22 protein-coding genes are annotated in these 24,135 nt (G+C 41.3%); 9 read left to right on the top strand and 13 right to left on the bottom strand.

Features of this window, described 5'->3' with window-relative positions; all coding sequences use genetic code 11:
- Positions 1–67: 67 nt before the first annotated feature.
- A complete protein-coding gene (gene recQ / locus JWQ34_RS06075; protein WP_299355519.1) occupies positions 68–2,260 on the bottom strand; it encodes a DNA helicase RecQ in 2,193 nt (730 codons plus the stop codon).
- A 249-nt stretch (positions 2,261–2,509) separates the two neighbouring features.
- On the opposite strand from recQ, the gene JWQ34_RS06070 reads away from it, so the two are divergent.
- Both JWQ34_RS06070 and JWQ34_RS06065 read left to right on the top strand, forming a co-directional pair.
- A complete protein-coding gene (locus JWQ34_RS06070) occupies positions 2,510–3,595 on the top strand; it encodes a mannose-1-phosphate guanylyltransferase (RefSeq protein WP_299355445.1) in 1,086 nt (361 codons plus the stop codon).
- A gap of 168 nt (positions 3,596–3,763) precedes the next feature.
- Positions 3,764–4,168 carry a DUF1761 domain-containing protein gene (locus tag JWQ34_RS06065; protein WP_299355442.1) on the top strand — a complete coding sequence of 135 codons (405 nt, stop codon included), beginning with the start codon at positions 3,764–3,766 and terminating at the stop codon, positions 4,166–4,168.
- A 34-nt stretch (positions 4,169–4,202) separates the two neighbouring features.
- Here JWQ34_RS06065 and JWQ34_RS06060 read toward each other — a convergent pair whose 3' ends face one another.
- Both JWQ34_RS06060 and rlmB read right to left on the bottom strand, forming a co-directional pair.
- The gene (locus JWQ34_RS06060; protein WP_299355440.1) at positions 4,203–4,574 is read right to left on the bottom strand and encodes a DUF1801 domain-containing protein; all 372 of its coding nucleotides are present in this window, start codon (positions 4,572–4,574) and stop codon (positions 4,203–4,205) included.
- A gap of 31 nt (positions 4,575–4,605) precedes the next feature.
- Entirely contained in the window at positions 4,606–5,373 is a 768-nt protein-coding gene (rlmB, locus tag JWQ34_RS06055) for a 23S rRNA (guanosine(2251)-2'-O)-methyltransferase RlmB (protein ID WP_299355437.1), read from the bottom strand.
- A gap of 279 nt (positions 5,374–5,652) precedes the next feature.
- On the opposite strand from rlmB, the gene dnaB reads away from it, so the two are divergent.
- Entirely contained in the window at positions 5,653–7,212 is a 1,560-nt protein-coding gene (dnaB, locus tag JWQ34_RS06050) for a replicative DNA helicase (RefSeq protein ID WP_299355434.1), read from the top strand.
- Positions 7,213–7,252: 40 nt separating this feature from the next.
- Here the strand turns inward: dnaB and chrA are convergent, their stop codons facing one another.
- Both chrA and JWQ34_RS06040 read right to left on the bottom strand, forming a co-directional pair.
- On the bottom strand, positions 7,253–8,452 hold the full coding sequence (gene chrA / locus JWQ34_RS06045) for a chromate efflux transporter (RefSeq protein ID WP_299355431.1): 1,200 nt from the start codon (positions 8,450–8,452) through the stop codon (positions 7,253–7,255).
- 81 nt (positions 8,453–8,533) lie between these two features.
- Positions 8,534–8,869 carry a tetratricopeptide repeat protein gene (locus JWQ34_RS06040; protein WP_299355428.1) on the bottom strand — a complete coding sequence of 112 codons (336 nt, stop codon included), beginning with the start codon at positions 8,867–8,869 and terminating at the stop codon, positions 8,534–8,536.
- 46 nt (positions 8,870–8,915) lie between these two features.
- Here JWQ34_RS06040 and JWQ34_RS06035 point away from each other — a divergent pair, with 46 nt between their 5' ends.
- From JWQ34_RS06035 to JWQ34_RS06015, 5 genes are all read left to right on the top strand, one after another.
- Positions 8,916–9,653 (top strand): electron transfer flavoprotein subunit beta/FixA family protein, encoded by a 738-nt coding sequence (locus tag JWQ34_RS06035; RefSeq protein ID WP_299355425.1) that lies wholly within the window; start codon positions 8,916–8,918, stop codon positions 9,651–9,653.
- Between the two features lie 21 nt (positions 9,654–9,674).
- A complete protein-coding gene (locus JWQ34_RS06030) occupies positions 9,675–10,652 on the top strand; it encodes an electron transfer flavoprotein subunit alpha/FixB family protein (protein ID WP_299355422.1) in 978 nt (325 codons plus the stop codon).
- Between the two features lie 28 nt (positions 10,653–10,680).
- Positions 10,681–11,283 carry a bifunctional nuclease family protein gene (locus tag JWQ34_RS06025; RefSeq protein ID WP_299355419.1) on the top strand — a complete coding sequence of 201 codons (603 nt, stop codon included), beginning with the start codon at positions 10,681–10,683 and terminating at the stop codon, positions 11,281–11,283.
- A gap of 218 nt (positions 11,284–11,501) precedes the next feature.
- Positions 11,502–12,761, top strand: coding sequence for a nucleoside permease (locus JWQ34_RS06020; protein ID WP_299355417.1), 1,260 nt, complete (start codon positions 11,502–11,504; stop codon positions 12,759–12,761).
- Between the two features lie 39 nt (positions 12,762–12,800).
- Entirely contained in the window at positions 12,801–13,895 is a 1,095-nt protein-coding gene (locus tag JWQ34_RS06015) for a DUF3667 domain-containing protein (protein WP_299355414.1), read from the top strand.
- 7 nt (positions 13,896–13,902) lie between these two features.
- Here the strand turns inward: JWQ34_RS06015 and JWQ34_RS06010 are convergent, their stop codons facing one another.
- The 6 genes from JWQ34_RS06010 to JWQ34_RS05985 form a co-directional block, all read right to left on the bottom strand.
- Entirely contained in the window at positions 13,903–14,475 is a 573-nt protein-coding gene (locus tag JWQ34_RS06010) for an outer membrane beta-barrel protein (RefSeq protein ID WP_299355411.1), read from the bottom strand.
- Between the two features lie 56 nt (positions 14,476–14,531).
- Positions 14,532–16,160, bottom strand: a complete 1,629-nt coding sequence (locus JWQ34_RS06005; protein ID WP_299355408.1) for an acyl-CoA carboxylase subunit beta — start codon at positions 16,158–16,160, stop codon at positions 14,532–14,534.
- Between the two features lie 321 nt (positions 16,161–16,481).
- Complete coding sequence (locus JWQ34_RS06000; RefSeq protein WP_299355405.1) at positions 16,482–17,066, bottom strand: TIGR00730 family Rossman fold protein; 585 nt, start codon at positions 17,064–17,066, stop codon at positions 16,482–16,484.
- An 81-nt stretch (positions 17,067–17,147) separates the two neighbouring features.
- On the bottom strand, positions 17,148–18,617 hold the full coding sequence (guaB, locus tag JWQ34_RS05995; RefSeq protein ID WP_299355402.1) for an IMP dehydrogenase: 1,470 nt from the start codon (positions 18,615–18,617) through the stop codon (positions 17,148–17,150).
- 335 nt (positions 18,618–18,952) lie between these two features.
- A complete protein-coding gene (locus tag JWQ34_RS05990) occupies positions 18,953–20,230 on the bottom strand; it encodes a pitrilysin family protein (protein WP_299355399.1) in 1,278 nt (425 codons plus the stop codon).
- Positions 20,230–21,468: a pitrilysin family protein gene (locus JWQ34_RS05985; RefSeq protein WP_299355396.1), complete on the bottom strand. Its 1,239-nt coding sequence runs from the start codon at positions 21,466–21,468 to the stop codon at positions 20,230–20,232. Before JWQ34_RS05985 ends, JWQ34_RS05990 begins: the two co-directional genes overlap by 1 nt.
- 114 nt (positions 21,469–21,582) lie before the next feature.
- Here JWQ34_RS05985 and JWQ34_RS05980 point away from each other — a divergent pair, with 114 nt between their 5' ends.
- The gene (locus JWQ34_RS05980; RefSeq protein WP_299355393.1) at positions 21,583–22,131 is read left to right on the top strand and encodes a hypothetical protein; all 549 of its coding nucleotides are present in this window, start codon (positions 21,583–21,585) and stop codon (positions 22,129–22,131) included.
- Positions 22,132–22,219: 88 nt separating this feature from the next.
- Here the strand turns inward: JWQ34_RS05980 and JWQ34_RS05975 are convergent, their stop codons facing one another.
- Entirely contained in the window at positions 22,220–22,564 is a 345-nt protein-coding gene (locus JWQ34_RS05975) for a phosphoribosylpyrophosphate synthetase (RefSeq protein WP_299355390.1), read from the bottom strand.
- A 101-nt stretch (positions 22,565–22,665) separates the two neighbouring features.
- Positions 22,666–24,132 (bottom strand): dihydrolipoamide acetyltransferase family protein, encoded by a 1,467-nt coding sequence (locus tag JWQ34_RS05970; protein ID WP_299355387.1) that lies wholly within the window; start codon positions 24,130–24,132, stop codon positions 22,666–22,668.
- Positions 24,133–24,135 lie beyond the last annotated feature (3 nt).

Here is a 24,135-nt window from a genome sequence, read left to right as displayed (position 1 = left end):
TTATTGATTAAATGTACATAAATACATATCAATAAAAAAAGGGAGAACCTAAATCCTCCATTATTCGTCAGTTTCCTAGTTCAGACATAAACTTTATCCGCATCAGTTGTACTTCTTCGCGGGTATAATCATCGCTGCCCAGCTCGGCCAGCGCATCGTCTATCGAGTCAATCTCGGCTGTACGGAAGTAATCAAACACTTCTTCCTGCTTATCCTCATCTATAACCTCATCAATATAATAGTTAAGGTTTAGCTTGGTGCCCGAGTTTACAATGGTTTCTACCTCTTTTAAAACCTCTTCATACGTCAACCCTTTAGAAGCTGCTATATCGTCAAGGTTAATATGCCTGTCTATATTCTGGATAATAAATACTTTAAGTACCGATTTATTGGCGGCACTTTTAATCACCATATCAATAGGGCGGTCAATATCATTATCTTCTACATATTTTTTTATCAGGTCGATAAACGGAGCGCCAAATTTAAGCGCCTTGCCTGCCCCTACGCCCGATATTTGTTTCAGTTCGTCCTGCGTGATAGGATAATGCGTACACATTTCCTCTAACGATGGATCCTGGAACAATACAAACGGAGGCAATCCTTTTTGTTTAGCTATCTTTTTGCGCAGGTCTTTCAGCATTTGCAGCAGTTCGGTATCTAAAGCACCGCCGCCTTGTTTTGGCCCGTCTTCGTTGTCATCGTCATCAGCCACTTCAATAACGCGGTTTAATATAAAACGTATACTATGCGGATTATCTAAAAACGAATGGCCCAGCTTAGTTAAGCGTAACAAACCGTACTGGTCAATATCTTTCGAAAGATAGTTATTTAGCAAAGCCTGGCGCAATAACGAGTTCCATAAAATCTCGCCATCACCTTTACCCGTACCAAAAAGTTCCAGTAAATTATGCTCATAACTCTGAATCTGCTGGGTTTCAACCCCCATTAATATATTAATGATGTGATGGTCATCAAATTTCTCGCCTATTTGCTTAATAATATTAAGTGCTTTATGTAGCTGCTCTTCGGCATCAAAATGTGTTTTTGGCGCGCAGCAGTTATCGCACATGTTGTTACAACCGGCCTCGTTAAAGTTCTCACCGAAATAATGCAATAACTGCTTACGGCGACATACTGACGACTCGGCATAGTCAATAACCTCTTTTAATATCTGGGTACCAATCTCACGTTCGGCAACCGGCTTATCTTTCATAAACTTCTGCAGTTTGTCAATATCTTTCTGCGAATAGAAAGCTACACAAACACCTTCGCCGCCGTCACGCCCGGCTCTGCCTGTTTCCTGGTAATAACCTTCCATGCTTTTAGGCACATCATGGTGTATAACGTAACGCACATCTGGTTTATCTATACCCATACCAAAGGCTATGGTCGCTACAATAACATCCACATCTTCCATCAGGAATTTATCTTGCGTATCAGCTCTTACTTTTGGATCGAGGCCGGCATGATAAGGCAATGCCTTAATACCGTTTAATGAAAGCGCTTCGGCTACCTCTTCAACCTTTTTACGGCTAAGGCAGTATATAATGCCAGATTTTCCCTGGTTTTGCTTAACGTATTTTACTATCTCTTTAATTACGTTACGCTTAGCACGTACTTCGTAAAAGAGGTTTGACCGGTTAAAAGAAGATTTGTAGATGGTAGCATTATTCATCTGCAGGTTTTTCTGTATATCCTGCTGCACCTTCGGTGTAGCCGTAGCTGTTAATGCTATGATTGGAATATCATCGCCTATGTTGCTTATAACCTGGCGTATCTTGCGGTATTCGGGCCTGAAATCATGACCCCACTCTGATATACAATGCGCTTCATCAACCGCTACAAACGACACTTGATTAAGGCGTAAAAAATCTACATTTTCCTGCTTGGTTAATGATTCGGGCGCTACATAAAGCAGTTTGGTTTTACCGCTTAATACGTCTTCTTTAACCCTTACTATATCGGCTTTTGTTAGCGATGAATTTAAAAAATGTGCTATGCTGTCTGATCCGCCGAAGGCTCTTAACTGATCAACCTGGTTTTTCATTAAAGCAATAAGCGGCGAAATTACAATAGCGGTACCCTCGCTCATTAACGCGGGCAATTGGTAACACATGGACTTACCACCACCGGTAGGCATGATAACAAATGTATCATTCCCGGCCAAAATGTTGGTTATAATCGCTTCCTGCTCACCTTTAAAATTATCGAACCCGAAAAAATTTTGAAGGTTATCAAAAAGCGATTTTTTTGTTTCTATCATTATAGGTATGCGTAATTGTTTGAATTTAAAAGTTTAAAGTAACAAAATTTTATGAATAAACGATAGATTTACTTTAAAATTTTATACTGAAATGATTATTCGTTAGAAAACAATTTGTTTATTTATTAATTTATATGTTGTGGCAATTTTGCCTCTTAATTATTTAGTATGGTTTAATGATTATTTAACAGATAAATACTGACATTTGCTACGGATAATACCAAACATAATTTCTACAACTTAAACATGAATAAAAACTATTATGCCATAATTATGGCAGGCGGTATTGGAAGCCGCTTCTGGCCCATCAGCAGAACATCACATCCAAAACAATTTATTGATATACTGGGCACCGGCAAAACCTTGATACAAAATACTTATGATCGTTTTTTAAAAGTATGCCCTAAAGAAAATATATACGTTGTTACCAACGAAAACTACACTGCAATAGTAAAAGACCAGTTGCCGGACATGGCCGACAACCAGATACTAACCGAGCCTGTAATGCGCAACACAGCGCCTTGCGTGGCTTATGGCTGCTTTAAAATAGAAAGTATTAATCCTGATGCCGCTATTGTTGTAGCCCCTTCAGATCACCTCATACTGGACGAGGCTGGATTTGTGGCTAGTATTGAAAAATCATTAAAAACCGCTACCGAACACCAATGCCTGGTTACATTAGGCATTAAACCATCAAGACCTGATACAGGTTACGGCTATATCCAGTATACCGACAACATCATTAATAGCGATTTCCATAAAGTAAAAACCTTTACCGAAAAACCTACGCTGGAAATTGCCAAAACCTTTTTACAAAGCGGCGATTTTTTATGGAACGCGGGCATATTTGTATGGTCGGCTAAAGCCATTGTTAAGGCATTTGAGCAGCACCTGCCCGAAATGAATGATATTTTTGCCGAAGCGCGCCCGTATTACAATACCGACAGCGAAAGAACCCATGTTAACCAGGCTTACTTGCAATGCACCAATATATCTATTGATTATGGCATTATGGAAAAAGCGGATAATGTGTATGTACTACCGTCTGAATTTGGATGGTCTGACCTGGGTACCTGGGCTTCTATCTATGAGTTGGCAAATAAAGACTATGTAGGTAACGCGGTTATCCCGTCAGAAAAAGTGATCATGTATGATTCGTCAAACTGTATGGTTAACATACCCCAGGATAAACTGGTTATTATACAGGGCCTGCATGATTATATAGTGGTAGAATCAAACAATACCTTATTGATCTGCCCCCGCGACCAGGAACAGCACGTTAAAAAAGTAGTTGCTGATGTGAAGCAACAGTTTGGGACGAAGTATATTTAGCCCCCGCCCCCTAAAGGGGAACTTTTTGAAGAACCAGGGTGTCTTGAATTTCAAGACACCTTTTTTGTTATATATCAATTAGTTACGCTGATTATTTTACTATCTTTATTATATTATTAACCACCTCTTGTTCCCCCTTTAGGGAGTTAAGGGGCTAAACCCACAATTATGAATTCTTCATTAATTAACTGGCCTGCGGTGTTAGTTGCGGCCCTATCATCATTTGCAGTAGGCGGTGTTTGGTACAACCCAAAAGTATTTGGCAACATGTGGATGGTTGACAGTAACCTGTCGCAAGAGCAGATACAAAAATCAAGCATGGGCCGCACGTTTGGCTTTACCGCGTTATTTTGTTTGATATCATCAGCTAATTTAGCGGCTTTTTTAGCTGTACCAACAACTACCACATCATGGGGCGCTACGGCGGGCTTTTTAGCCGGTATTTGGACGTTTGGCGCGATAGCCACCCATAGCCTTTTCGAACTTAAAAGCTGGCGCTATATTTTTATTAATGGCGGATACAGTGTGGTTGCGCTAACCGTTATGGGCGCGATATTGGGGGCCTGGAGATAGCCCGTGATTAGATTTGACAACTTTTTAAAAGTTGTCAAATCTTTATTACGCCTGATCTATACAAATCAAGCGCTTGTTGAAGTATCCCTTCAATTGTATCCACGGGCAAATCTTCATTCACGTCAAACAACATGATCTTTATCCTTGAACGCTTCTCGGTAATCAGGTCAGGGTGTTCAATATGTTTACCTTCAACAATACCGATATAAGGCTGATGAGTAGTTTTATACACCCATAAATAACAAAACATTTTCCCCTTATAACAAAAAAACGGCATGCGATATTTCCACGCAGCCGTTATGTTTTCATCTTGTTTTAGTATAATATTTCGCAGCGCCAATAAACATTCGTTCACCGGTTCAGGGTGTTGGAGATAGAAGTTGTCAAGGTCGCTTAAAATCGTCATTTATTTGCTATTCAGGCAACCTAATCTCTAATTAACTAATCACCATCCGTTGCCTCATCGCCTCATACAAAATAACACCTGTAGCAACCGATACGTTTAACGACTCTATCTCGCCATACATAGGTATTTTAGCCAAGTGGTCTGCAATGCGGATGATCTCGCTGCGCACACCGTCTTCTTCCGATCCCATGATGATGGCAGTAGGGCCAGTATAATCAGGCGTGTAAATGTATTCCTTGGTCTTTTCTGTACAGCAAACCAATTGTAAGCCCGATTCCTGCAAGAATTTTATGGTTTGCATAAAATTATCATGCCTGCAAACCGGGATAGTGTACAACGCCCCTGCTGATGTTTTGATAGCATCAGGGTTGATCTGTGCCGAGCCTTTTGCCGGGACAACAATGGCATGTACGCCGCTGCATTCGGCGGTACGGGCTATGGCACCCATGTTGCGCACGTCTGTAATAGAATCAAGCACTAAAATTAAGGGCACCTCTCCTTTCTCAAATATCTGCGGAATAATGTCTTCTATCTTCTGGTAAGTTATCGGCGATATAAAAGCGATAACCCCCTGGTGGTTCTTCATGGTAATACGGTTCAGCTTCTCAATTGGTACTTGCTGGGCTGTTATGTTGTAATCGTTTAATAACTCCCTAAGCTCGTTAAGCAACTCACCACCAATGCCGCGCTGTATGTATAATGATTCAATTTCTTTACCTGCTTTTATGGCTTCAATAACCGCGCGGATACCAAAAACTACCTGGTTACTTTCGCGGGTTTCCCTGTTATTATTATACATTTTACAATTAAATTAAGGGTGTAAAAATAGCCATATTAATTAACTTTGTGTCGGCTTACGATAATACTGTTTCTAGTTATAAATTTTAAGATAAATAAGCAAAACTATTTTATTAACAACGCTATAAAAATGGCGTTTTACAGCTGAAATTTATATTTACCAACAATCGGCTGTTAATAACAAGTGCCAAAATTTTACTGATTTGGGCGTTTTGCCTTTTGCAAAAAAAAGATGTCAACTATGGATACATCCGCCAATTTTTAGTATATTTTTGATCCAATGATTTTTGAGAACGACAACCCCAATTACAAGCCGAATACCAACGAGAAACGTAGCCGGATTACCAACCCTACCCCTTATACCGGGTTAGGCAAATTACCCCCACAGGCAACCGACCTGGAGGAAGCCGTATTGGGCGCTTTAATGCTGGAGAAAGACGCGCTTTCGTCAGTAATTGATATTTTAAAGCCCGAGGTATTTTATCGCGATAATCACCAGCGCATATTTAAAGCGATACAGTATCTGTTTGAAAAAACATCGCCGGTTGATATCCTGACTGTTACCTCACAACTGCGCAGCCAGGGCGAGCTGGAAATGATAGGCGGTGCCTATTATATTACCGAGCTAACCAATCGTGTCGCATCTGCTGCAAATATCGAGTTTCACTCGCGTATCATCATTCAAAAATTCATACAGCGCGAGCTGATCCGAATATCGACAGAAATAATAAACAGCGCCTACGAGGATACTACCGATGTACTTGACTTGTTAGACAAAGCCGAGAAGAACCTGTTTGATATAGCACAAAACAACCTTCGCCGCGACTCGCGCAAGATGGATGACCTGTTGCATGAAACTTTAAAAGAAATTGAAGCACTAAAAGATAAAAAAGACGGCTTAACCGGTGTTGCATCAGGATTTACAGACCTGGACCGCATGACCTCAGGCTGGCAAAAATCAGACCTGGTAATTATAGCCGCCCGCCCCGCGATGGGTAAAACGGCCTTTGTACTAACCTGCGCCCGTAATGCCGCGGTGGACTTTGCAAAGCCTGTTGTAGTGTTTTCATTAGAGATGTCGTCTGTTCAATTAGTGAACCGTTTAATATCCGGGGAAACTGAAATTGAGCAGGAAAAGATCCGTAAGGGAACTTTAGAAGAGTGGGAATGGCAGCAGATCCACTCGAAAATTGGCCGCTTAGAACAAGCGCCATTAATTATTGATGATACCCCCGCTTTAAATATATTCGAATTCCGCGCTAAATGCCGCCGTTTAAAATCGCAGCACGATATACAGTTAATCATCATTGACTACTTGCAGTTAATGCAGGGCAAAAGCGGCGATGGCAAAGGCGGCGGCAATCGTGAGCAAGAAATTGGTAGTATATCAAGGGCGTTAAAATCGGTAGCTAAAGAATTAAATGTACCGGTAATTGCCCTGTCGCAATTAAGCCGCGCGGTAGAGAGCCGGCCCGGTGCCAATAAGCGCCCGATGCTATCAGATTTACGTGAGTCGGGCTCTATTGAGCAGGATGCGGATATGGTATTGTTCCTTTACCGCCCTGAATATTATGGCTTGGATGTGGATGAGGATAACAACCCAACAAAAGGCGTTGGCGAGGTAATTATAGCCAAGCACCGTAACGGCGAAACCGGTACGGTACGATTGAAATTTGTGGGTAAATATGTTAAGTTTACGGATCTGGATGGCGGCGATTCTTTTCCTTCATCAGGTAGCGCGCTTACCGGCCTTAACCCATCACAAGATTTTGATAAGCCAAGTAACTTTATAATCCGCCCGTCAAGGATGGATGATATGGAGGATGAGCCGCCGTTTTAATCATATATCAGATTTTTTAGATATTCTTTAAAATCCGAAATTAAAATATCAATCCCAGCACCACTCCTATTACAATAACTATCGGAGTTTTTATTTTGGTGAATTGCAGCAGCAGGAAAGTTGCTATCATAATTAAATAAGCCATCCAGTCCAATCCAAATGGTCGGGTTAGTAATATCAGCGCGGTTGCCATAAAACCTACCGCCACGGCGTTAATCCCGTTTAATGAGTTTTTTATACGGGTTATTTTTTTCAGGTCGTCCCAAAACGGAACGATAAATAAGATCAATATTAGCCCCGGTGTATTAATACCGATAACGGCGATCAAGCTGCCAATAACTTGCCCCCCAATACCATAGCCCTGGTTACCCATAGTAACACCACCCAAAAACGAAGTAAAGCAAAACGTTGGCCCAGGTAAGGCCTGCTGTAAGGCATACCCCGAAAGAAACTCGGCGCTTGATAGGTAATGTTTTACTTCGACAAACTCTGTATACATCAACGGCACCAACACCTGCCCTCCGCCAAATATCATTATGCCATTACGATAAAAATTCTCGAACAAACGGATAGGCAAACTAAACGGCGATGTTCGGTTGATCAAAGCGCCTAAAGCCGCAAATGCCAGCAATACGCCAATAAAGTAGGCTACTTTGTTTGGGTTAACGTTAGAGAATAGCTTGATGCGTAATTCGCTCTCCTGCGGTTGAGTTTCTAATGCAGATGATATGATGCCGCCAAGTAAGATCAATATAGGGAACGCATAAGCGTTTTGCAAGATCAGCGTTGCTATTAATGAGCCTATGGCCAGCATGGTACTTACCCGTGTCTTTAAGAACCTATTAGCAAATGTATAAGTTGCGTAGGCCACAATACCCACTGCCATGGGCTGTATAAAACGTAATATATCAGTCAGCTTACCACGGTCGGCAAATATTTTATAGCTGATAGCCGCCGCGCACATAATAGCGGCCGAGGGAAGTACCCAGATCAAAAACGTAGTAATGGCCAGCCATAAGCCACCAACCTTCCACGCAATACCCACCAATGTTTGGGTTGATGACGGGCCGGGTAACACTTGCGCCAAAGCGTTCAGTTCCATCAATTCTTCTTCGGTAATGTATTTACGCTTTTGCACAAATTCGCGCAGCATAATGGCTATATGTGCCTGCGGCCCGCCAAATGCACTAAGGGTATACAGCAATGCATCGCGCAGAAAGAGGAATTGGCGTTTTTTCAAAGTCCAGCCCCTTCTAAATCTCCCCCGGAAGGGGAGACTTTCCTTTTAAAGCCCTCCCCGCCGGGGAGGATTGGATAGAGCTCAATAATCATCGTCATCATACCCAATAACCTCACGATAAACTGTTTGTAACTCAGAAAAAGCATGATTATCGCGCTTGGCTTTGGTTATTTCCATGCCTTTTTCGTAGATCTTTATTGCATCATCTTTTCTATCAAGCGCTTCGTATAATTTACCTAAGTGATAATAAGTACCTGAGTATTGAGGATGGTTATTAACCAGGTCCTCATAATATTCCAAAGACTTATCAACCTGGTTTAAACGGAGATACTCTGTTGCTAATGCGTATTTTAAAAACTCATCATTGGGTTCGCTTTTTATAAATTCCAGTAGCTTATCTAATCTGCTTATCTCCATTTTTAAACCCTATCTTTTTTATCTAAATTTGTAAAAACCTATTTCTATGAAAGTACTAGTGTGTATAAGTAATGTCCCTGATACCACCACAAAAATAACTTTTACTGATAACAACACCCAATTTAATACAAATGGGGTGCAATTCATTTTAAACCCCTATGACGAAATAGCGCTTACACGTGCTATTGAATTAACAGATGGCGATAAAGGTACAGTAACTGTAATTAATGTTGGCGAGGCTAATACTGAGGCCACCATACGCAAAGCCCTGGCTATTGGCGCTACGGACGCGGTGCGCATAAACGCTAAACCGCATGATGCCTGGTTTGTAGCTTATCAAATAGCGCAATATGTTAAAGCACATCCTTTCGACCTGATATTAACAGGCCGAGAATCTATAGACTATAACGGATCAAAAGTTGCCGGTATGTTAGGCGAATTGCTGGACCTGCCATCCGTATCTATCATAAAAAAACTGGAAGTTGACGGCGATAAAGCAACGGTTGAGCGCGAGATTGAAGGCGGCAAAGAAATACTAACCGTCCCCTTCCCTTTTGTGGCAGGTACAGCCGAGGGTGTTGCCGAACCTAAGATACCAAATATGCGGGGCATTATGTCGGCACGTACAAAACCTTTAAAGATAATTGAGGCGATCGAGGTAAAAACAAATTCGGAGATCATTAGTTATGAAACACCGACACCACGCGGACAAGTAAAACTGGTTGCGGCTGATGATGCGGCTAAACTAATTGAGTTACTGCATACAGAAGCGAAGGTTATATAATTTTTATTTAGATACTAAACTATGTCAGTTTTAATATATGCGGAAAACGCGGACGGCAAATTCAAAAAATCAACTTTTGAAGCTGTAAGCTATGCCCGCGCAATTGCCGATCAAAATAACACCTCGCTTACCGCTATTTCTATCGGTGATGTAAGTAGTGACGAATTAAACTCACTGGCTAAATACGGGACCGAAAAAATACTGAACGTAGCCAACGCTCAACTAAAAAACTTTGTTAATCAGGCCTATGCTTCTGTTATAGCCGAAGCAGCTAAAAAGCAGGTCGCGGATATTGTTATTTTATCCAACTCGTTTTCGGGCCGTGGTTTAGCACCAAGATTGGGTGTTAAATTGGATGCCGGTGTTGTTGATGGCGCGGTATCGTTACCGGAGCAAAGCGGCGGAAAGTTCACGGTTAAAAAAACAGCCTTCTCTGGCAAAGCTTTTGCGGTGGTCGAGTTAACATCAGCCAATAAAGTAATAGCGTTAACGCCAAACTCATATAAAATAGTTGAAACTGCTAAGCCTGCGCAGATTGAAGATTTTAGTATAGAAGCTAAAGTATCTGATTTTAAAGTGCTGTTGAAAGAGATTGTCAGGTCGACAGATAAAGTTTCTTTGCCCGATGCCGAGATTGTAGTATCAGGCGGCCGAGGCTTAAAAGGCCCTGAAAACTGGGGAATGATAGAAGAACTGGCAGACCTGTTAGGAGCTGCTACTGCCTGCTCAAAACCGGTATCAGACGCGGGTTGGCGGCCACATAGCGAACATGTTGGACAAACTGGTATAGCTGTCAGTCCAAATTTGTATATTGCAATAGGAATTTCGGGGGCTATACAGCATTTGGCTGGTATAAGCTCATCAAAAGTTATCGTAGTTATAAACAAAGATGCCGAGGCCCCTTTTTTTAAAGTGGCCGATTATGGCATAGTTGGTGATGCTTTTGAAGTGGTACCAAAATTGATAGCAGCTATTAAAGAACATAAAAACGTAGCCTAAAATAGGGGTTGTTGTGATGGGTAATAACATGAAAAAAATAAAGCTTGATATTGTTGGCTTGTCCTACAGCCAAACGCAATCTGGCGCTTATGCATTGGTATTGGGCGAAGTTAACGGCAGGCGCAGGCTACCTATTATTATAGGTAGTTTTGAGGCACAAGCCATAGCGATAGAAATTGAAAAAATGACCCCAAGCCGCCCGCTTACGCACGATTTATTTAAAAGCTTTGCCGAAGCCTACCATATTATGGTGCAGGAAGTTGTTATTTACAACCTGGTTGACGGCATATTTTTTTCAAAGCTGATATGCAGCGATGGTAAAAAAGTGATGGAGATTGATGCCCGTACGTCTGACGCAATTGCCATAGCTGTAAGGTTTGAATGCCCTATTTTCACTTACGAGTTTATCCTATCCAGCGCGGGTATTGTAATTGAGGGTAATGACTTTGTTTATTTAGAAAATATTACCGAAACTCCTGAAGAAATCACGCCGATTTCATCAGCTACCACCGGTTTTGCAGCACTAAGTACAGACGAGCTAAAAACCAAACTACAGGAAGCACTTACCGAAGAATCATACGAAAAAGCCGCTAAAATACGGGATGAACTGAATCGCCGCAAGGCATCATAATATCGGATTCCGGATGTTCGATTTCGGATTTATTATATTTCTTGAATAAGTGGATAAAAGATGTTATAAATAACTTAGCACGCCTTTGTGTTTAATTATAATTTATAAAATCCGAAATCGAACATCCGAAATAACCACCAACCCTTTCTAATTCCCATAAATTTAACTACTTTCAGTTTTTAATTTTAACTGATCATCATTGATTAAAACCAGACTGTATGAATATTAAGTTTCGCTTGATACTAATGAATTTTATGCAATTTTTTATTTGGGGAGCGTGGTTGCTTACTGTAGGCGCTTACTGGTTTCAAAATAAAGGATGGTCGGGCGCGCAGTTTGGGGCAATTTTTTCAACCATGGGTATATCCTCTATATTTATGCCCGCAATTGCGGGTATCATATCAGACAAATGGATAAATGCCGAAAAGCTATATGGTGTGTTACATATATTAGGCGCAATAGTTCTTTTTTGTGTGCCTATGGTAAACAGCCCAACCGTGTTTTTTTGGGTTATATTACTCAATATGCTGTTTTATATGCCAACATTATCTTTATCTATAACGGTTGCTTATTCAGCACTAAAAGGCGAAGGTAAAGATGTAGTTAAAGTTTATCCGCCTATACGCGTATGGGGAACTATCGGGTTTATTGCCGCTTTGTTGGTGGTAGATGTAACAAAAAGCGAAACTACTGCCAATCAATTTTACATCGCGTCTGCGGTGGCTTTGGCATTAGGGATATTTTCTTTCTCGTTGCCTAAATGCCCTCCATTGTTGGGGAAAGTAGGTAAGAAAACATTAAGAGATGCGCTCGGTCTAAATGCATTCGAATTATTTAAGACGCCAAAATTCGCCATCTTTTTTGCCTTTTCATTGCTTTTGGGCGCGGCTTTGCAGCTTACCAATGCCTACGGCACCACTTATATTTTGGATTTTGCAAAAACACCAGCCTACAAAGGTTTATTTGCGGTAGAACATTCCAGCGCAATTATATCGATCTCGCAGGTATCCGAAACACTTTTCATTTTAGCTATACCTTTCTTTTTACGCAGGTTTGGTATTAAGAATGTAATGCTATTTAGTATGCTGGCCTGGGTTTTACGTTTTGGCTTGTTCGCGTTTGGTAATCCTGCGGATGGTTTATGGATGATCATTCTATCGTGCATTGTTTACGGTATGGCCTTTGATTTCTTTAATATATCAGGATCATTATTTATAGAAACACAAACCACCCCCGAAATACGTGGCAGCGCGCAGGGTTTGTTTATGATGATGGTAAACGGATTTGGTGCCTTTTTTGGAAGTATTGCCAGTGGTTTTATTATTGATAAATTTTTCACCCTGTCCGGCGGAAGTAAAGACTGGCATGGGATATGGCTTAGCTTTGCAGGATATGCTTTAGTAATTGCTGTTATCTTTCCGTTTGTTTTTAGATATAAACATAATGCGGCACTTGCGCATGCTATTAAACACGCGTAATATTAATTATCCCATTTAATTGGTTAGCGTTTACTATAAATGAAAAAACATTACCGTACCGAAACCGATTGTTTAAACTGCGGTGCAGAGTTGCAGGGCAAGTTTTGCCATGTGTGCGGCCAAGAAAACCTACAGATCAAGGAAAGCTTTGGCCACATGATGAATCATGCCATAAGTGATTACTTTCATTTCGATCATCAGTTTTTCCATACCTTAAAACCATTACTATTTGAACCCGGTAAACTTACTAATGAGTATATGGCCGGCAGGCGCGTGCAATACCTGCACCCTATAAAAATGTACATCTTTATTAGTTTGGTTTATTTTGTCCTACTGTTTCAAAGCGGTTATGAGCCGCCGGTAAAAGTAAACAGGCACAAAGACAAGGCTGGCCGTAAAAAAGAACTGGCTGCAACTGATAAAAAATTGGATAGTGTTATGAAAAACGGTCGCGTGCCCGGTTTTGCAAAAAGTGCAATAGCTATCGCCAAAAAAAATATCGATTCGGCTGCAAAAAAAAATACTGCCCACAAAGACGAGAGTGGCGATGATGATGCTGATATTGACAACATGATAGGCAAAGGCAAGCTACCCGGCATGACGCATGACAGTACTTATGCCCAATATTTGATATCGCAAAGCAAATTACCCGAGAATAAACGTGACGGCTTTATTGACCGCTTATACAACAAAAAGGCTTTTATGTATAAGGAGAAATATGGTACACATGCAAAAGAGGCATTTTTTGAAGAGTTTAAGCACAATATGCCTAAGCTAATGTTCCTGATGCTGCCTTTATGCGCTTTAATATTAAAGTTAAGTTTCCGCAAGAATAGAAAATACTATGTAGAACATTTGATATTTACCTTCCATTTGCATTGCTTCCTGTTTCTTTTCCTGGCGATAATAATGGTGCTCGAACTTATTATCCCAAAAAACTGGGGACTACATAGCTGGTTTGATCTTGCCGCTACAATTGGTGTTATATGGTATTTATATCGATCGCTAAAAGTATTTTATCAACGCAGCAAATGGCGCACCATATCTAAATTGATTGGAGCTACTTTTATGTATTTTATAGTATTTACTTTTAGTTTGAGTATAGGGTTTATTTTGACCGCAATTACTATGTAACTGTAAATTAGAATAACTTATACGCCAATGACAAATTAAACAAGTTGATCTTTGTAGATCCTGAACCGTAATCTTGCTTGCTCAACCCCGCTTCGTAACGCAGGTCAACAGATAGACTGCGGATATCAACACCCGTACCAACCTGCCACGCATAATTTTGGTTTTTATAATTTAGGGAAGTTATGCTACCGGCAGCTGAACCATAGTTTTGATCTTTGTTAATCGCGAACGATACCACCGGCCCTGTATAAAACCTGGCACCAAAGCCAAACGCGCCAATTTTACCGCCAATTAACAAAGGTACATCAACACTGGTGAATTTGCGCTCTATACCATCAACAGTTACGTTTTTGCCGGTTATATATGCTTCGGGTTGAAAGTTAAAGCCTAAAGCGCCAAACCGCATCCAGATACCGCCGAGATAGCCGGCATTGTTGTTGCTGGCAAACGTTCCTGATTTTGAAAGGCTTGTTAAATTCATGCCGCCCTTTAATCCAAATTGAAAGCTGGGTATAATCTGTGCATTAGATAATGATATGGTGGCAATACAGATAGCTAGAGTAAGTATAAGTTTTTTCATGGTTTTGAGTTTGGTTAAGTAAAAGTATAATTTTTCCTTTTAATAGAGAAATTACATTATGTCTGTATTATCCCCACATTAAACTGCTTCTCAATAGGTGCGTGATTGGCTGCCTCAATACCTATTGATATGATTTTACGTGTTTCCAGCGGATCAATAATACCATCAACCCAAAGGCGGGCTGCGGCGTAATATGGTGTGGTTTGAGCGTTATACCGGTCTGTGGTTTGTTTTAGTAATTCAGTTTCTTTTTGTTCGTTAACATCTTCTCCCCTTGCTTTCATACTTGCAGCCTGCATTTGTACCAGCGTTTTAGCCGCTTGCGAGCCGCCCATTACGGCTATTTTAGCTGATGGCCAGGCGTAGATCAATCGTGGGTCATAAGCCTTGCCGCACATAGCATAGTTACCTGCCCCGTATGAATTGCCTATTACAAACGTAAACTTCGGCACAACAGAATTTGCAACCGCGTTAACCATCTTAGCACCATCTTTAATAATACCGCCCTGCTCAGACCTGCTGCCCACCATAAAGCCGGTAACATCCTGTAAAAAAACCAAAGGTATTTTCTTTTGATTACAGTTCATGATAAAACGCGTGGCTTTATCTGCCGAATCTGAATAGATCACTCCACCAAACTGCATTTCGCCTTTTTTTGATTTGATAACTTTGCGTTGGTTAGCAACAATACCCACGGCCCATCCATCCACACGGCCTAGTCCGCAGATAATTGATTGACCGTAACCTTCTTTGTACTCTTCCAGTTCAGAATTGTCCACTAAACGTAGTATGATCTCGCGCATATCATAAGCCTTCTCACGATTATCAGGTAAAATTCCGTAGATATCTCTCACATCCAGTTTAGGCGTGACTGGTTTAATACGATCAAAGCCTGTTTTAGTAAAATCGCCGGTCATGCTCATGATCTTGCGGATAGAATCAAGTGCGGCTTTATCATTGGGTTGTTTATAATCAGTAACGCCCGATATTTCGCAATGCGTAGTAGCGCCGCCCAATGTTTCGTTATCAATATCCTCGCCTATGGCTGATTTTACCAGGAACGATCCCGCCAGGAAAACTGAACCTGTACCTTCAACGATCATAGCTTCGTCACTCATAATAGGCAGATAAGCGCCGCCTGCAACACACGAACCCATAATAGCCGAGATCTGGATAATACCTGAACTGCTCATGATGGCGTTGTTCCGGAAAATGCGGCCAAAATGTTCTTTATCCGGAAATATCTCATCCTGCAAAGGCAAATAAACGCCTGCCGAATCAACCAGGTAAATAATAGGCAAGCGGTTTTCCATCGCTATTTCCTGCGCGCGCAGGTTTTTCTTTGCCGTTATCGGGAACCAGGCTCCTGCCTTAACCGTAGCATCATTAGCCACAATAACACATTGCCTGCCCGATATATAACCAATACCTGTTATTACGCCGCCCGATGGGCAGCCGCCATGTTCGGCATACATACCATCGCCTGCAAACGCACCAATCTCTAACCAATGGCTATCTTTATCAATTAAATAAGCAACGCGCTCACGGGCCAGCATTTTACCCTTTTCCTTTTGTTTGGCCGCGGCTTTCTCGCCGCCACCCAGGTATATTTTTTTCAGTTTAGTGTTTATGTCAAACGCCAACTGCTTGTTAATATCTTCGTACTTATTAAAATCGATATCCATATAGGTTATAACAGAAAAATACAATTTAGATAAAAAACGCTCACAATAGCATTTTTTATCTAACTGCGGTGAATAAAAAATATTGTAACTTTTTTATTACAAAAAGATTTACAAGCGCAACTTTTATTCCTTCTCTTCGTATTAAGAAGTCATTAATCCGCTAGCTGATGATAATTTTAACTATAGCTTACTTGTGCAAACGCTTTAATGTTTTAGCACGCATTTACAGTTTAGTACTGATCACCCAAATACCAGCAGTGACTTTAGCCCCTATTATGCCTACCAAGGCCAACCCATAAAATTAATTAGATCTTGATTTTCTCAGGAAAGATTTCTATCTCTGAACCAAACATCATCTGGTTCAATTTTTACATTTTCCATCAGGGTTACCAATTCAATAGCATCTGCTGATGTTATAACTAATTGGCGGTTTACAGGTTTCAGAAAACGCTGCTCGACCATTACGTCCATTTGTTTTAACAGGTTATCATAGAACCCATTCACATTCAATACACCTACCGGGTGGTGATGCAGGCCCAGTTGTAACCAGGTTAGTACTTCAAAAAATTCTTCGAGTGTTCCAAATCCACCAGGGAGCATGATGATGCCATCACAAAGATCATTCATCATTTGCTTGCGCTGGTGCATGTTCTCTACTACGTGCATTTCGGTTAAGCCTGTATGCCCAACTTCTTTATCCATCAAAAATCCAGGGATAACACCAATAGCCTTACCGCCTCGCTGTAAAACAGCATCGGCGATAAAACCCATTACCCCTACTTTCCCACCGCCAAATATTAAGGTGATGTCTTTACTCACCATCACTTCGGCTAATAATTCAACAGCTTCTTTTAATATGGGGTCGCCGTTATAGTTAGCTCCGCAGAATACGCAAATGGATTTCATTGTAATAAGTGAATGATGGACTGAGTGGATGAGTGAATGTTTTGATTAACAAATTTATATTCACTCATTCACTCATTAAAACTACCTGGTATAATTCGGTGCCTCCTTAGTTATCGTAATATCATGCGGATGCGACTCGCGGATACCAGATGCCGTTATACGTACAAATTTAGCTTGTTGCAGGGCTTCAATGTCTTTGGCGCCGCAATATCCCATACTGGCACGAAGTCCGCCTACAAACTGGTATATTACTTCTGACAGTGTTCCTTTGTAGGGTACGCGGCCTACAATACCTTCGGGAACTAATTTTTTGATATCATCCTCAACATCCTGGAAGTAACGGTCTTTTGACCCTTGTTCCATTGCCTCTATCGACCCCATACCACGGTATGATTTAAAACGGCGACCCTCATAGATAATGCTCTCGCCAGGCGATTCTTCAACTCCTGCAAATAATGAACCTGCCATGATCGTGCCTGCACCTGCCGCGATAGCCTTTGCAATGTCCCCGGTGTGTTTAATCCCGCCATCAGCAATAACCGGAACACCTGTACCTCTTAATGCCTTAGCGCACTCATAAACGGCATACAATTGCGGAACACCAACACCTGCTATAATACGTGTAGTACAAATAGAACCCGGGCCGATGCCAACTTTAACACCATCGGCACCTGCATTAGCTAGTGCAATGGCCGCATCGCCGGTAGCTACGTTACCTGCAATAACCTGCAAGTTGGGATATTTTGCTTTTACTTCTTTTAGTTTATCAATAACACCTTTTGAGTGGCCATGCGCGGTATCAATGGCTATAACGTCAACCCCGGCTTTTACAAGGGCATCTACCCTATCCATGGTATCGGCAGTAACGCCAACAGCCGCGCCTACACGCAGGCGGCCATGCTCGTCTTTACAAGCGTTAGGGAAGTTTTTAAATTTCTGAATATCTTTAAAAGTGATCAAACCGATCAATACGCCATTGGCGTCAACAACCGGTAGTTTCTCAATTTTATATTGTTGCAGTGTTTCTTCGGCTTGCGATAAGGTGGTACCGGCAGCAGCGGTAATCAAATCAGTTTTGGTCATCACCTCCTGTACCGGTTTGCCCATTTCCTTCTGGAAACGCAGATCGCGGTTGGTGATGATACCTTTTAACTTGTTGTCCTTATCAACAACGGGGATACCACCTATCTTATACTCGCGCATAATTTTCACAGCATCGCCCACTGTTGATGCTTCATGTAGGGTAATCGGGTCCTGGATCATTCCGCTTTCTGATCGTTTTACTTTGCGCACTTCATCAGCTTGTTTATCAATGCTCATGTTTTTGTGCAGCATACCTAAGCCACCGGCCTGAGCCATGGCTATAGCCAATTGCGCTTCGGTAACGGTATCCATAGCGGCTGATACCAAAGGTACATTTAACCTGATTGTACGGGTTAAAAACGAGCTGGTGTTAACATCGCGCGGTAAAACTTCTGAATAAGCCGGGAGTAGTAATACGTCATCGTAGGTTAAACCTTCGGCAACAAATTTTGATGGGTCTGATTGCATAGCAAATAATTATTTGGAGGTATTATTTGCCGGGCAAAGCTAGTGAATTATTTTGGATATCGAAATTCGGATTTCGGAATTGTACGAGATTTACAATATGATGTCAATGTTTGTTTCATGGAACAGTGAAACAGATGAAACAAGTGAAACAAGCTTTTTAGTTAAGTTATTGAAATACAATAGTTAACAAAAAACCCGTGAAACAAAATGAAACAACTTTTACGTCAGGGCTTTTAAGTATAAAATACACTCAACCTACTTGCAGTCAAACAATTACAAATTGATTTATTTTTGTTTCAACTAAATCCGACATCGAAAATCCGAAATCTGATATTTTAATACTTCCCTACTATCACCTTATAAAACTGATCAAAATCCAAATACCGGTTAGCTAATTTCAATAATTCATCAGCAGTTACGGTTTTTACTACTTGGGTATACCGGTCATAATATTCATAATCCATACCCGAAAAATATAGGTTCTTAAATTTATCAGCATGCGAAAACACATTTTCTAAACTGCCCAGCAACGACCCCAACATATAATTACGCACCAGCGATAATTCTTCATCAGGTATCAGGTCGGTTTTTAGCAGGGTGATCTCTTTTTCAATTTCAATGGTAGCGGCTTTGCAAACATCGGCGCCAACCTCGGTAGCGATAAACAGGGCACCACCTTGCTTATGCGAGCTTATGCCTGATCCAATGCCGTAAGTGTAACCTTTGTCCTCGCGGATGTTATTCATCAGCCTTGAGCCAAAATATCCGCCTAAAACTGTATTTAAAACCTGTACAGCCGGAAAGTCCGGATGCTCGCGATTAATGAACGGTAATCCCATACGAATAGCCGATTGCAATGCGTCAGGCTTCTCTACAAAATAAAAATGTTCGGTTGCGTGGTTAACTGTAGGTTGGGTGGTATCAGCTGCAACTGTTGTGTTTTCCCAGCCACTCTCAAAAGTAGCTGTTAAAATATCAAGCGTTGCTTGTTCAATCTTACCTGCGATTATGATAGAGCAGTTTAATGGCTGATACATTTGCTTAAAATGAACCAACAGATCATCACGATGCAGGGTTTTGTAAGTATCCAGATCAGGTGCTAAGCCATAAATCGTATCGCCATAAAGCGCTTTATTAAACGCACGGCGGGCAACCACATCATTTTTTTGCAGGCTAACCTGTAGCTTTTGCTGCTGGTTACGTATAAACGTATCCAGTTCTTTTTGAGGGAATATAGAGTTGGTTAAAATATCTTTTACAACCGGCAAAGTTTTATCCAAATGCTTGGTTAACGAGTATAGCGTAACCAACGATTGCTCAAAGCCATAATCTACCTGCAAAAACGCGCCATAGAAATCAATTTTATCAGCTATTTCTGCACCAGTTAGGGTGTTAGTACCATCTGTGAGCATGGTATTAACCGCCATGTTTAATAACGGCTTCGCCGCATCAAAATGCAGGTTGGTAAAGATCCACTCTATACGCACCAGTTCCTGGTCGCCGGAGTTAAAGCAAAAAATTTCAGCCCCATTAGCCAATTTTTTTTGGTCAGGGCGTATTAAGTTTATATTATCTATCGCCTTAAAATCAGGCGCTGTTTTTCTATCTACCATTATTGTTCAGCCAAATAAATTAAGGTTGATGAATTATCTTTTCTGAAGAGCTTATTTGCTTCTTCTTTTATTTGCGCAGGTGTCACCGCTAAGAATTTTTGGATTTCGTTATTAAGCAGATCAGCATCGCCCAATAATTCGTAATAAGCTAAGTTCATGGCTTTATCTAATAATGACATTTCAGAAAATATCATGGTTGATTCTGTTTTGTTTTGAACCTTGGTTAACTCATCAGCCGGTACTTCCTGCGTTTTCAGGAGTTCTACTTCATCCCATAAAGCAGCTTCGGCTTGCTCAATGGTTACACCTTCTGTTGGCTTACCTTCCAGTACAAACATACCTTTATCTAAGCTGCCTAATACATAAGCATGTACCTCACTAAACAGTTGTTTCTCTTTAACCAGGTTACGATACATACGCGATGAATTGCCACGCGAAAGTATATCAGACATTAACTCGACCGCGTAAAACTCCTGCTCTCTCCTGCCCGGCATTTGCAAGGCAATGTATACATCATTCAAAGGTACTTTTGCGGTAACTATTTCGCGGCGTTCTTCATGCTGCTCGGGTTCTTGTGGCAGATCTCGGGTATATTTTTCGCCTGCCGGGATAGGGCCAAACCATTTTTGGGCCAGCTCTTTTACCTGCTCCAATTTCACATCGCCGCCAACAACCATAATGGCATTTTGCGGGTTGTAATGTTTTTTAAAGAAGGCTTTTACATCTTCGATCTTAGCATTTTCAATATGCTCTATATTTTTGCCGATGGTATCCCAAAGATATGGGTGCTTTTTGTAAACCATTGGGCGTAAACGCAACCAAACATCGCCGTAAGGCTGATTAAGATAGCGTTGCTTGAACTCTTCTATAACTACGGCACGCTGCACTTCCAGGCTTTTTTTGCTGAAGGCCAGACTCAGCATCCTGTCACTCTCCAGCCAAAAAGCGGTTTCTAAATTGGCTGATGGCAGGGTGATATAATAGTTAGTAATATCGTTACTCGTAAAGGCGTTGTTTTCGCCCCCTACCTGTTGCAAAGGGCTGTCATAGTTGGGGATATTTACTGATCCGCCAAACATCAGGTGTTCAAATAAATGCGCGAAGCCGGTTTGTTCGGGGTTTTCATCGCGCGAGCCAACATCATATAAAATGTTAACTACGGCCATTGGGGTGGTATTATCTTCGTGAACAATAACGCGGAGGCCATTGTCTAATGTAAATCGGTTGAATTTAACCATGTATATGTTATTCGTTATAAAAATTAGTGAGCAAATGTATGATTTTAGATAATTTCTATTAGTCTGAACAGCGTATATTTTTTATTTTCGTTTCGTACAGCATATCAGCCTATTATGGATCAAACCCAACTCATTAAACAAATTACTGACACCATAGGTAAAGTAAAAGTACTGGAGTTGGGTAAGATATTGACAGAGAGAAGATTTAACTTGCGCGACCTTATAGACATTACCCTGCATCCCGAACCCAATATTGCTTTCCGTGCCACATGGATATTAGAGAATGTATTTTTACAGGATCCCGAAATTTACCTCCACGACCTGGAATACCTGTTATCAAAAATGGAAGTAATAAAAGCCGCCGGCAGTAAAAGGCATTATGCAAAAATTGTAATGCACATTACCGATCCTAAAGCCCCACAAATAATAAAAGATAAAGTGCAAACTATTGACCTTGAACAAATAGTAGAGCAACTGTTTGACTGGATGATAGCCCCCCAAATAAAAATAGCCGTAAAGGTATTTGCCGCCGAAGCGTTGTTTAATTTAAGGTATAGGTATGATTGGGTTGCAGAAGAACTTGCTAACCAGTTACAGTTTTTGATGCGAGATGGTACTGCTGCTATACAGACACGGGGCAAGAAGTTGTTGAAGGAACTGTAAAATATCGAATTTCGGATATCGAATTTCGGATTTATAAATTATTTAATAACCAAATCCGAAATCGAAAATTCAAAATCCGAAATTCAAATTATGCTGATGGCCTATCGCTGCCGTGCAGGTTGTTGCTTACCATATAATGATGTAATTTGGCTTGAATAGCCGATGAACTATCATTAGCATAAGTACCATAGGCGTTTACAATAATACCTTTTAAATGATATTTTGGCGAGCTTACGGCATACACTATAGACGTATCTGCCGGGTTGCTGGCACCTTCGAAGCGATAAAACTCATCTATCGAGAAATCATCAGCCGTCATATGTATATCCTTGGATTTGTCATCGATGGTATCGCCTTCCATACTTAAATTAGCCGTATATCCTCTTTTCATCAAATCATTAGTGGCATCCACTAAGGTTTCATAATTTTCCATGGTAGTTGTAGTTAAGTAATGGACAGCATCACGCGGCCTCTATTGCTTAAACTACAAAACAGAGCCGGTTGTTTGGAATGTGGAGAAGATTTTTTATGAAGCTACACATCTTTGTCAGCGTCCCAGTTTTCAAGGTAATGTGCTATGCGACTTAAAAACGTACCGCCCAACATACCATCTACTACCCTATGGTCATAAGATAGCGAAAGGAACATCATGTGCCTGATAGCTATTACATCACCTTCGGCAGTTTCAATAACGGCGGGCTTCTTTTTAATCGCTCCTACAGCCAATATAGCCACCTGTGGCTGGTTAATTATAGGCGTACCCATTACGTTACCAAATGTACCAACGTTAGTAATGGTAAAAGTACCATCCTTAACATCATCGGGCTGTAATTTGCCGGTACGCGCTTTTTTAGCAAGGTCATTGACCGCTTTGGTAAGGCCAAGCAGGTTTAACTCATCCGCCTTTTTAATTACCGGTACAATTAAATTACCGTTTGGTAAAGCCGTTGCCATGCTGATATTTATAGCGGCTTTTTTAATAATCTGCGTACCGTTTACGGATACGTTGATCATTGGGTAATCTTTAATAGCCTTAACTACGGCCTCAATAAATATGGGGGTGAAAGTTATTTTTTCACCTTCGCGTTTTTCAAAGCTGTTCTTTATTTTTTCGCGCCATAATACCAGGCTGGTTACGTCAGCCTCAACAAACGAGGTAACGTGTGGCGAGGTGTGCTTACTCATCACCATGTGGTCGGCTATGAGGCGACGCATCCTGTCCATTTCTATAATTTCATCAACACCTGATGTTGATGTGGCGGGTTTAGCAGGCTCGCCCTTTGGCACTGCCTGCTGAGCTTGCTTTGGTGCTTCAGCAGCGGCATGTGGTTGAGCAGCTGATGCTGGTTGAGACGCTGTTGCTGAAGGTTGTTGAATTGGTCGCTGTGGCGATGCAGCAGGCTGCTGTTGTACAGGATCAGCTACCCTATTACGTATGTAATTTAACAGGTCATCTTTTGTTAAACGGCCTTCGGCACCACTACCGTGTATGCGGTCTAGCTCATTAATGCTAATGTTTTCCTGTTGTGCTATATGTTTTACTAAAGGCGAATAAAATCTTGATTCGCTTTTAAAATCTTGTTGAGGGGCGGGCGCTTGGCTTCTTTGTGCCAATTGCTCGGTACCCGGAATAGTTTGTGGCTGCTGTTGTACTACCGGCGTCTGATCAGTTTGTTGCGGTGCGGCAACAGGCGGCGGTTGTGGTGTTGCTACCGGTTGCGGCGCGGGCGCGGCTTGCGGTGTTGGCGCTTGTTCAGGCTCATCCGTTTCAATAATGGCTATAACGGCCCCTACCTGTACAACTTCGTCTTCTTTACAACGTTGTTCAACTAGTCTTCCCGAAACAGGTGATGGGACTTCAGAGTCGACTTTATCAGTAGCGATTTCCATTACTGCATCATCGGCCTCAATATAATCACCTGGATTTTTTATCCATTTAATTATGGTCGCTTCCGCAACACTCTCCCCCATCTTCGGCAATAATAGCTGATATTTAGCCATACA

Source organism: Mucilaginibacter sp. (assembly GCF_028288185.1).
Lineage (GTDB): Bacteria > Bacteroidota > Bacteroidia > Sphingobacteriales > Sphingobacteriaceae > Mucilaginibacter.
This window is presented reverse-complemented; position numbering and strand designations above follow the sequence as displayed.

Excerpts from the sequence above, each read along its gene's own strand:
- JWQ34_RS06015 (WP_299355414.1), top strand. The coding sequence starts at position 12,801 with ATGAAAAAACATTACCGTACCGAAACCGATTGTTTAAACTGCGGTGCA.
- rlmB (WP_299355437.1), bottom strand. The coding sequence starts at position 5,373 with ATGTATAATAATAACAGGGAAACCCGCGAAAGTAACCAGGTAGTTTTT.
- dnaB (WP_299355434.1), top strand. The coding sequence starts at position 5,653 with ATGATTTTTGAGAACGACAACCCCAATTACAAGCCGAATACCAACGAG.
- JWQ34_RS06000 (WP_299355405.1), bottom strand. The coding sequence starts at position 17,066 with ATGAAATCCATTTGCGTATTCTGCGGAGCTAACTATAACGGCGACCCC.
- JWQ34_RS06070 (WP_299355445.1), top strand. The coding sequence starts at position 2,510 with ATGAATAAAAACTATTATGCCATAATTATGGCAGGCGGTATTGGAAGC.
- JWQ34_RS06035 (WP_299355425.1), top strand. The coding sequence starts at position 8,916 with ATGAAAGTACTAGTGTGTATAAGTAATGTCCCTGATACCACCACAAAA.
- JWQ34_RS06005 (WP_299355408.1), bottom strand. The coding sequence starts at position 16,160 with ATGGATATCGATTTTAATAAGTACGAAGATATTAACAAGCAGTTGGCG.
- JWQ34_RS06060 (WP_299355440.1), bottom strand. The coding sequence starts at position 4,574 with ATGACGATTTTAAGCGACCTTGACAACTTCTATCTCCAACACCCTGAA.
- JWQ34_RS05975 (WP_299355390.1), bottom strand. The coding sequence starts at position 22,564 with ATGGAAAATTATGAAACCTTAGTGGATGCCACTAATGATTTGATGAAA.
- JWQ34_RS05980 (WP_299355393.1), top strand. The coding sequence starts at position 21,583 with ATGGATCAAACCCAACTCATTAAACAAATTACTGACACCATAGGTAAA.
- JWQ34_RS06025 (WP_299355419.1), top strand. The coding sequence starts at position 10,681 with ATGAAAAAAATAAAGCTTGATATTGTTGGCTTGTCCTACAGCCAAACG.
- JWQ34_RS05985 (WP_299355396.1), bottom strand. The coding sequence starts at position 21,468 with ATGGTTAAATTCAACCGATTTACATTAGACAATGGCCTCCGCGTTATT.
- JWQ34_RS06040 (WP_299355428.1), bottom strand. The coding sequence starts at position 8,869 with ATGGAGATAAGCAGATTAGATAAGCTACTGGAATTTATAAAAAGCGAA.
- JWQ34_RS06030 (WP_299355422.1), top strand. The coding sequence starts at position 9,675 with ATGTCAGTTTTAATATATGCGGAAAACGCGGACGGCAAATTCAAAAAA.
- JWQ34_RS06010 (WP_299355411.1), bottom strand. The coding sequence starts at position 14,475 with ATGAAAAAACTTATACTTACTCTAGCTATCTGTATTGCCACCATATCA.
- JWQ34_RS06020 (WP_299355417.1), top strand. The coding sequence starts at position 11,502 with ATGAATATTAAGTTTCGCTTGATACTAATGAATTTTATGCAATTTTTT.
- JWQ34_RS05970 (WP_299355387.1), bottom strand. The coding sequence starts at position 24,132 with ATGGCTAAATATCAGCTATTATTGCCGAAGATGGGGGAGAGTGTTGCG.
- guaB (WP_299355402.1), bottom strand. The coding sequence starts at position 18,617 with ATGCAATCAGACCCATCAAAATTTGTTGCCGAAGGTTTAACCTACGAT.
- JWQ34_RS05990 (WP_299355399.1), bottom strand. The coding sequence starts at position 20,230 with ATGGTAGATAGAAAAACAGCGCCTGATTTTAAGGCGATAGATAATATA.
- JWQ34_RS06065 (WP_299355442.1), top strand. The coding sequence starts at position 3,764 with ATGAATTCTTCATTAATTAACTGGCCTGCGGTGTTAGTTGCGGCCCTA.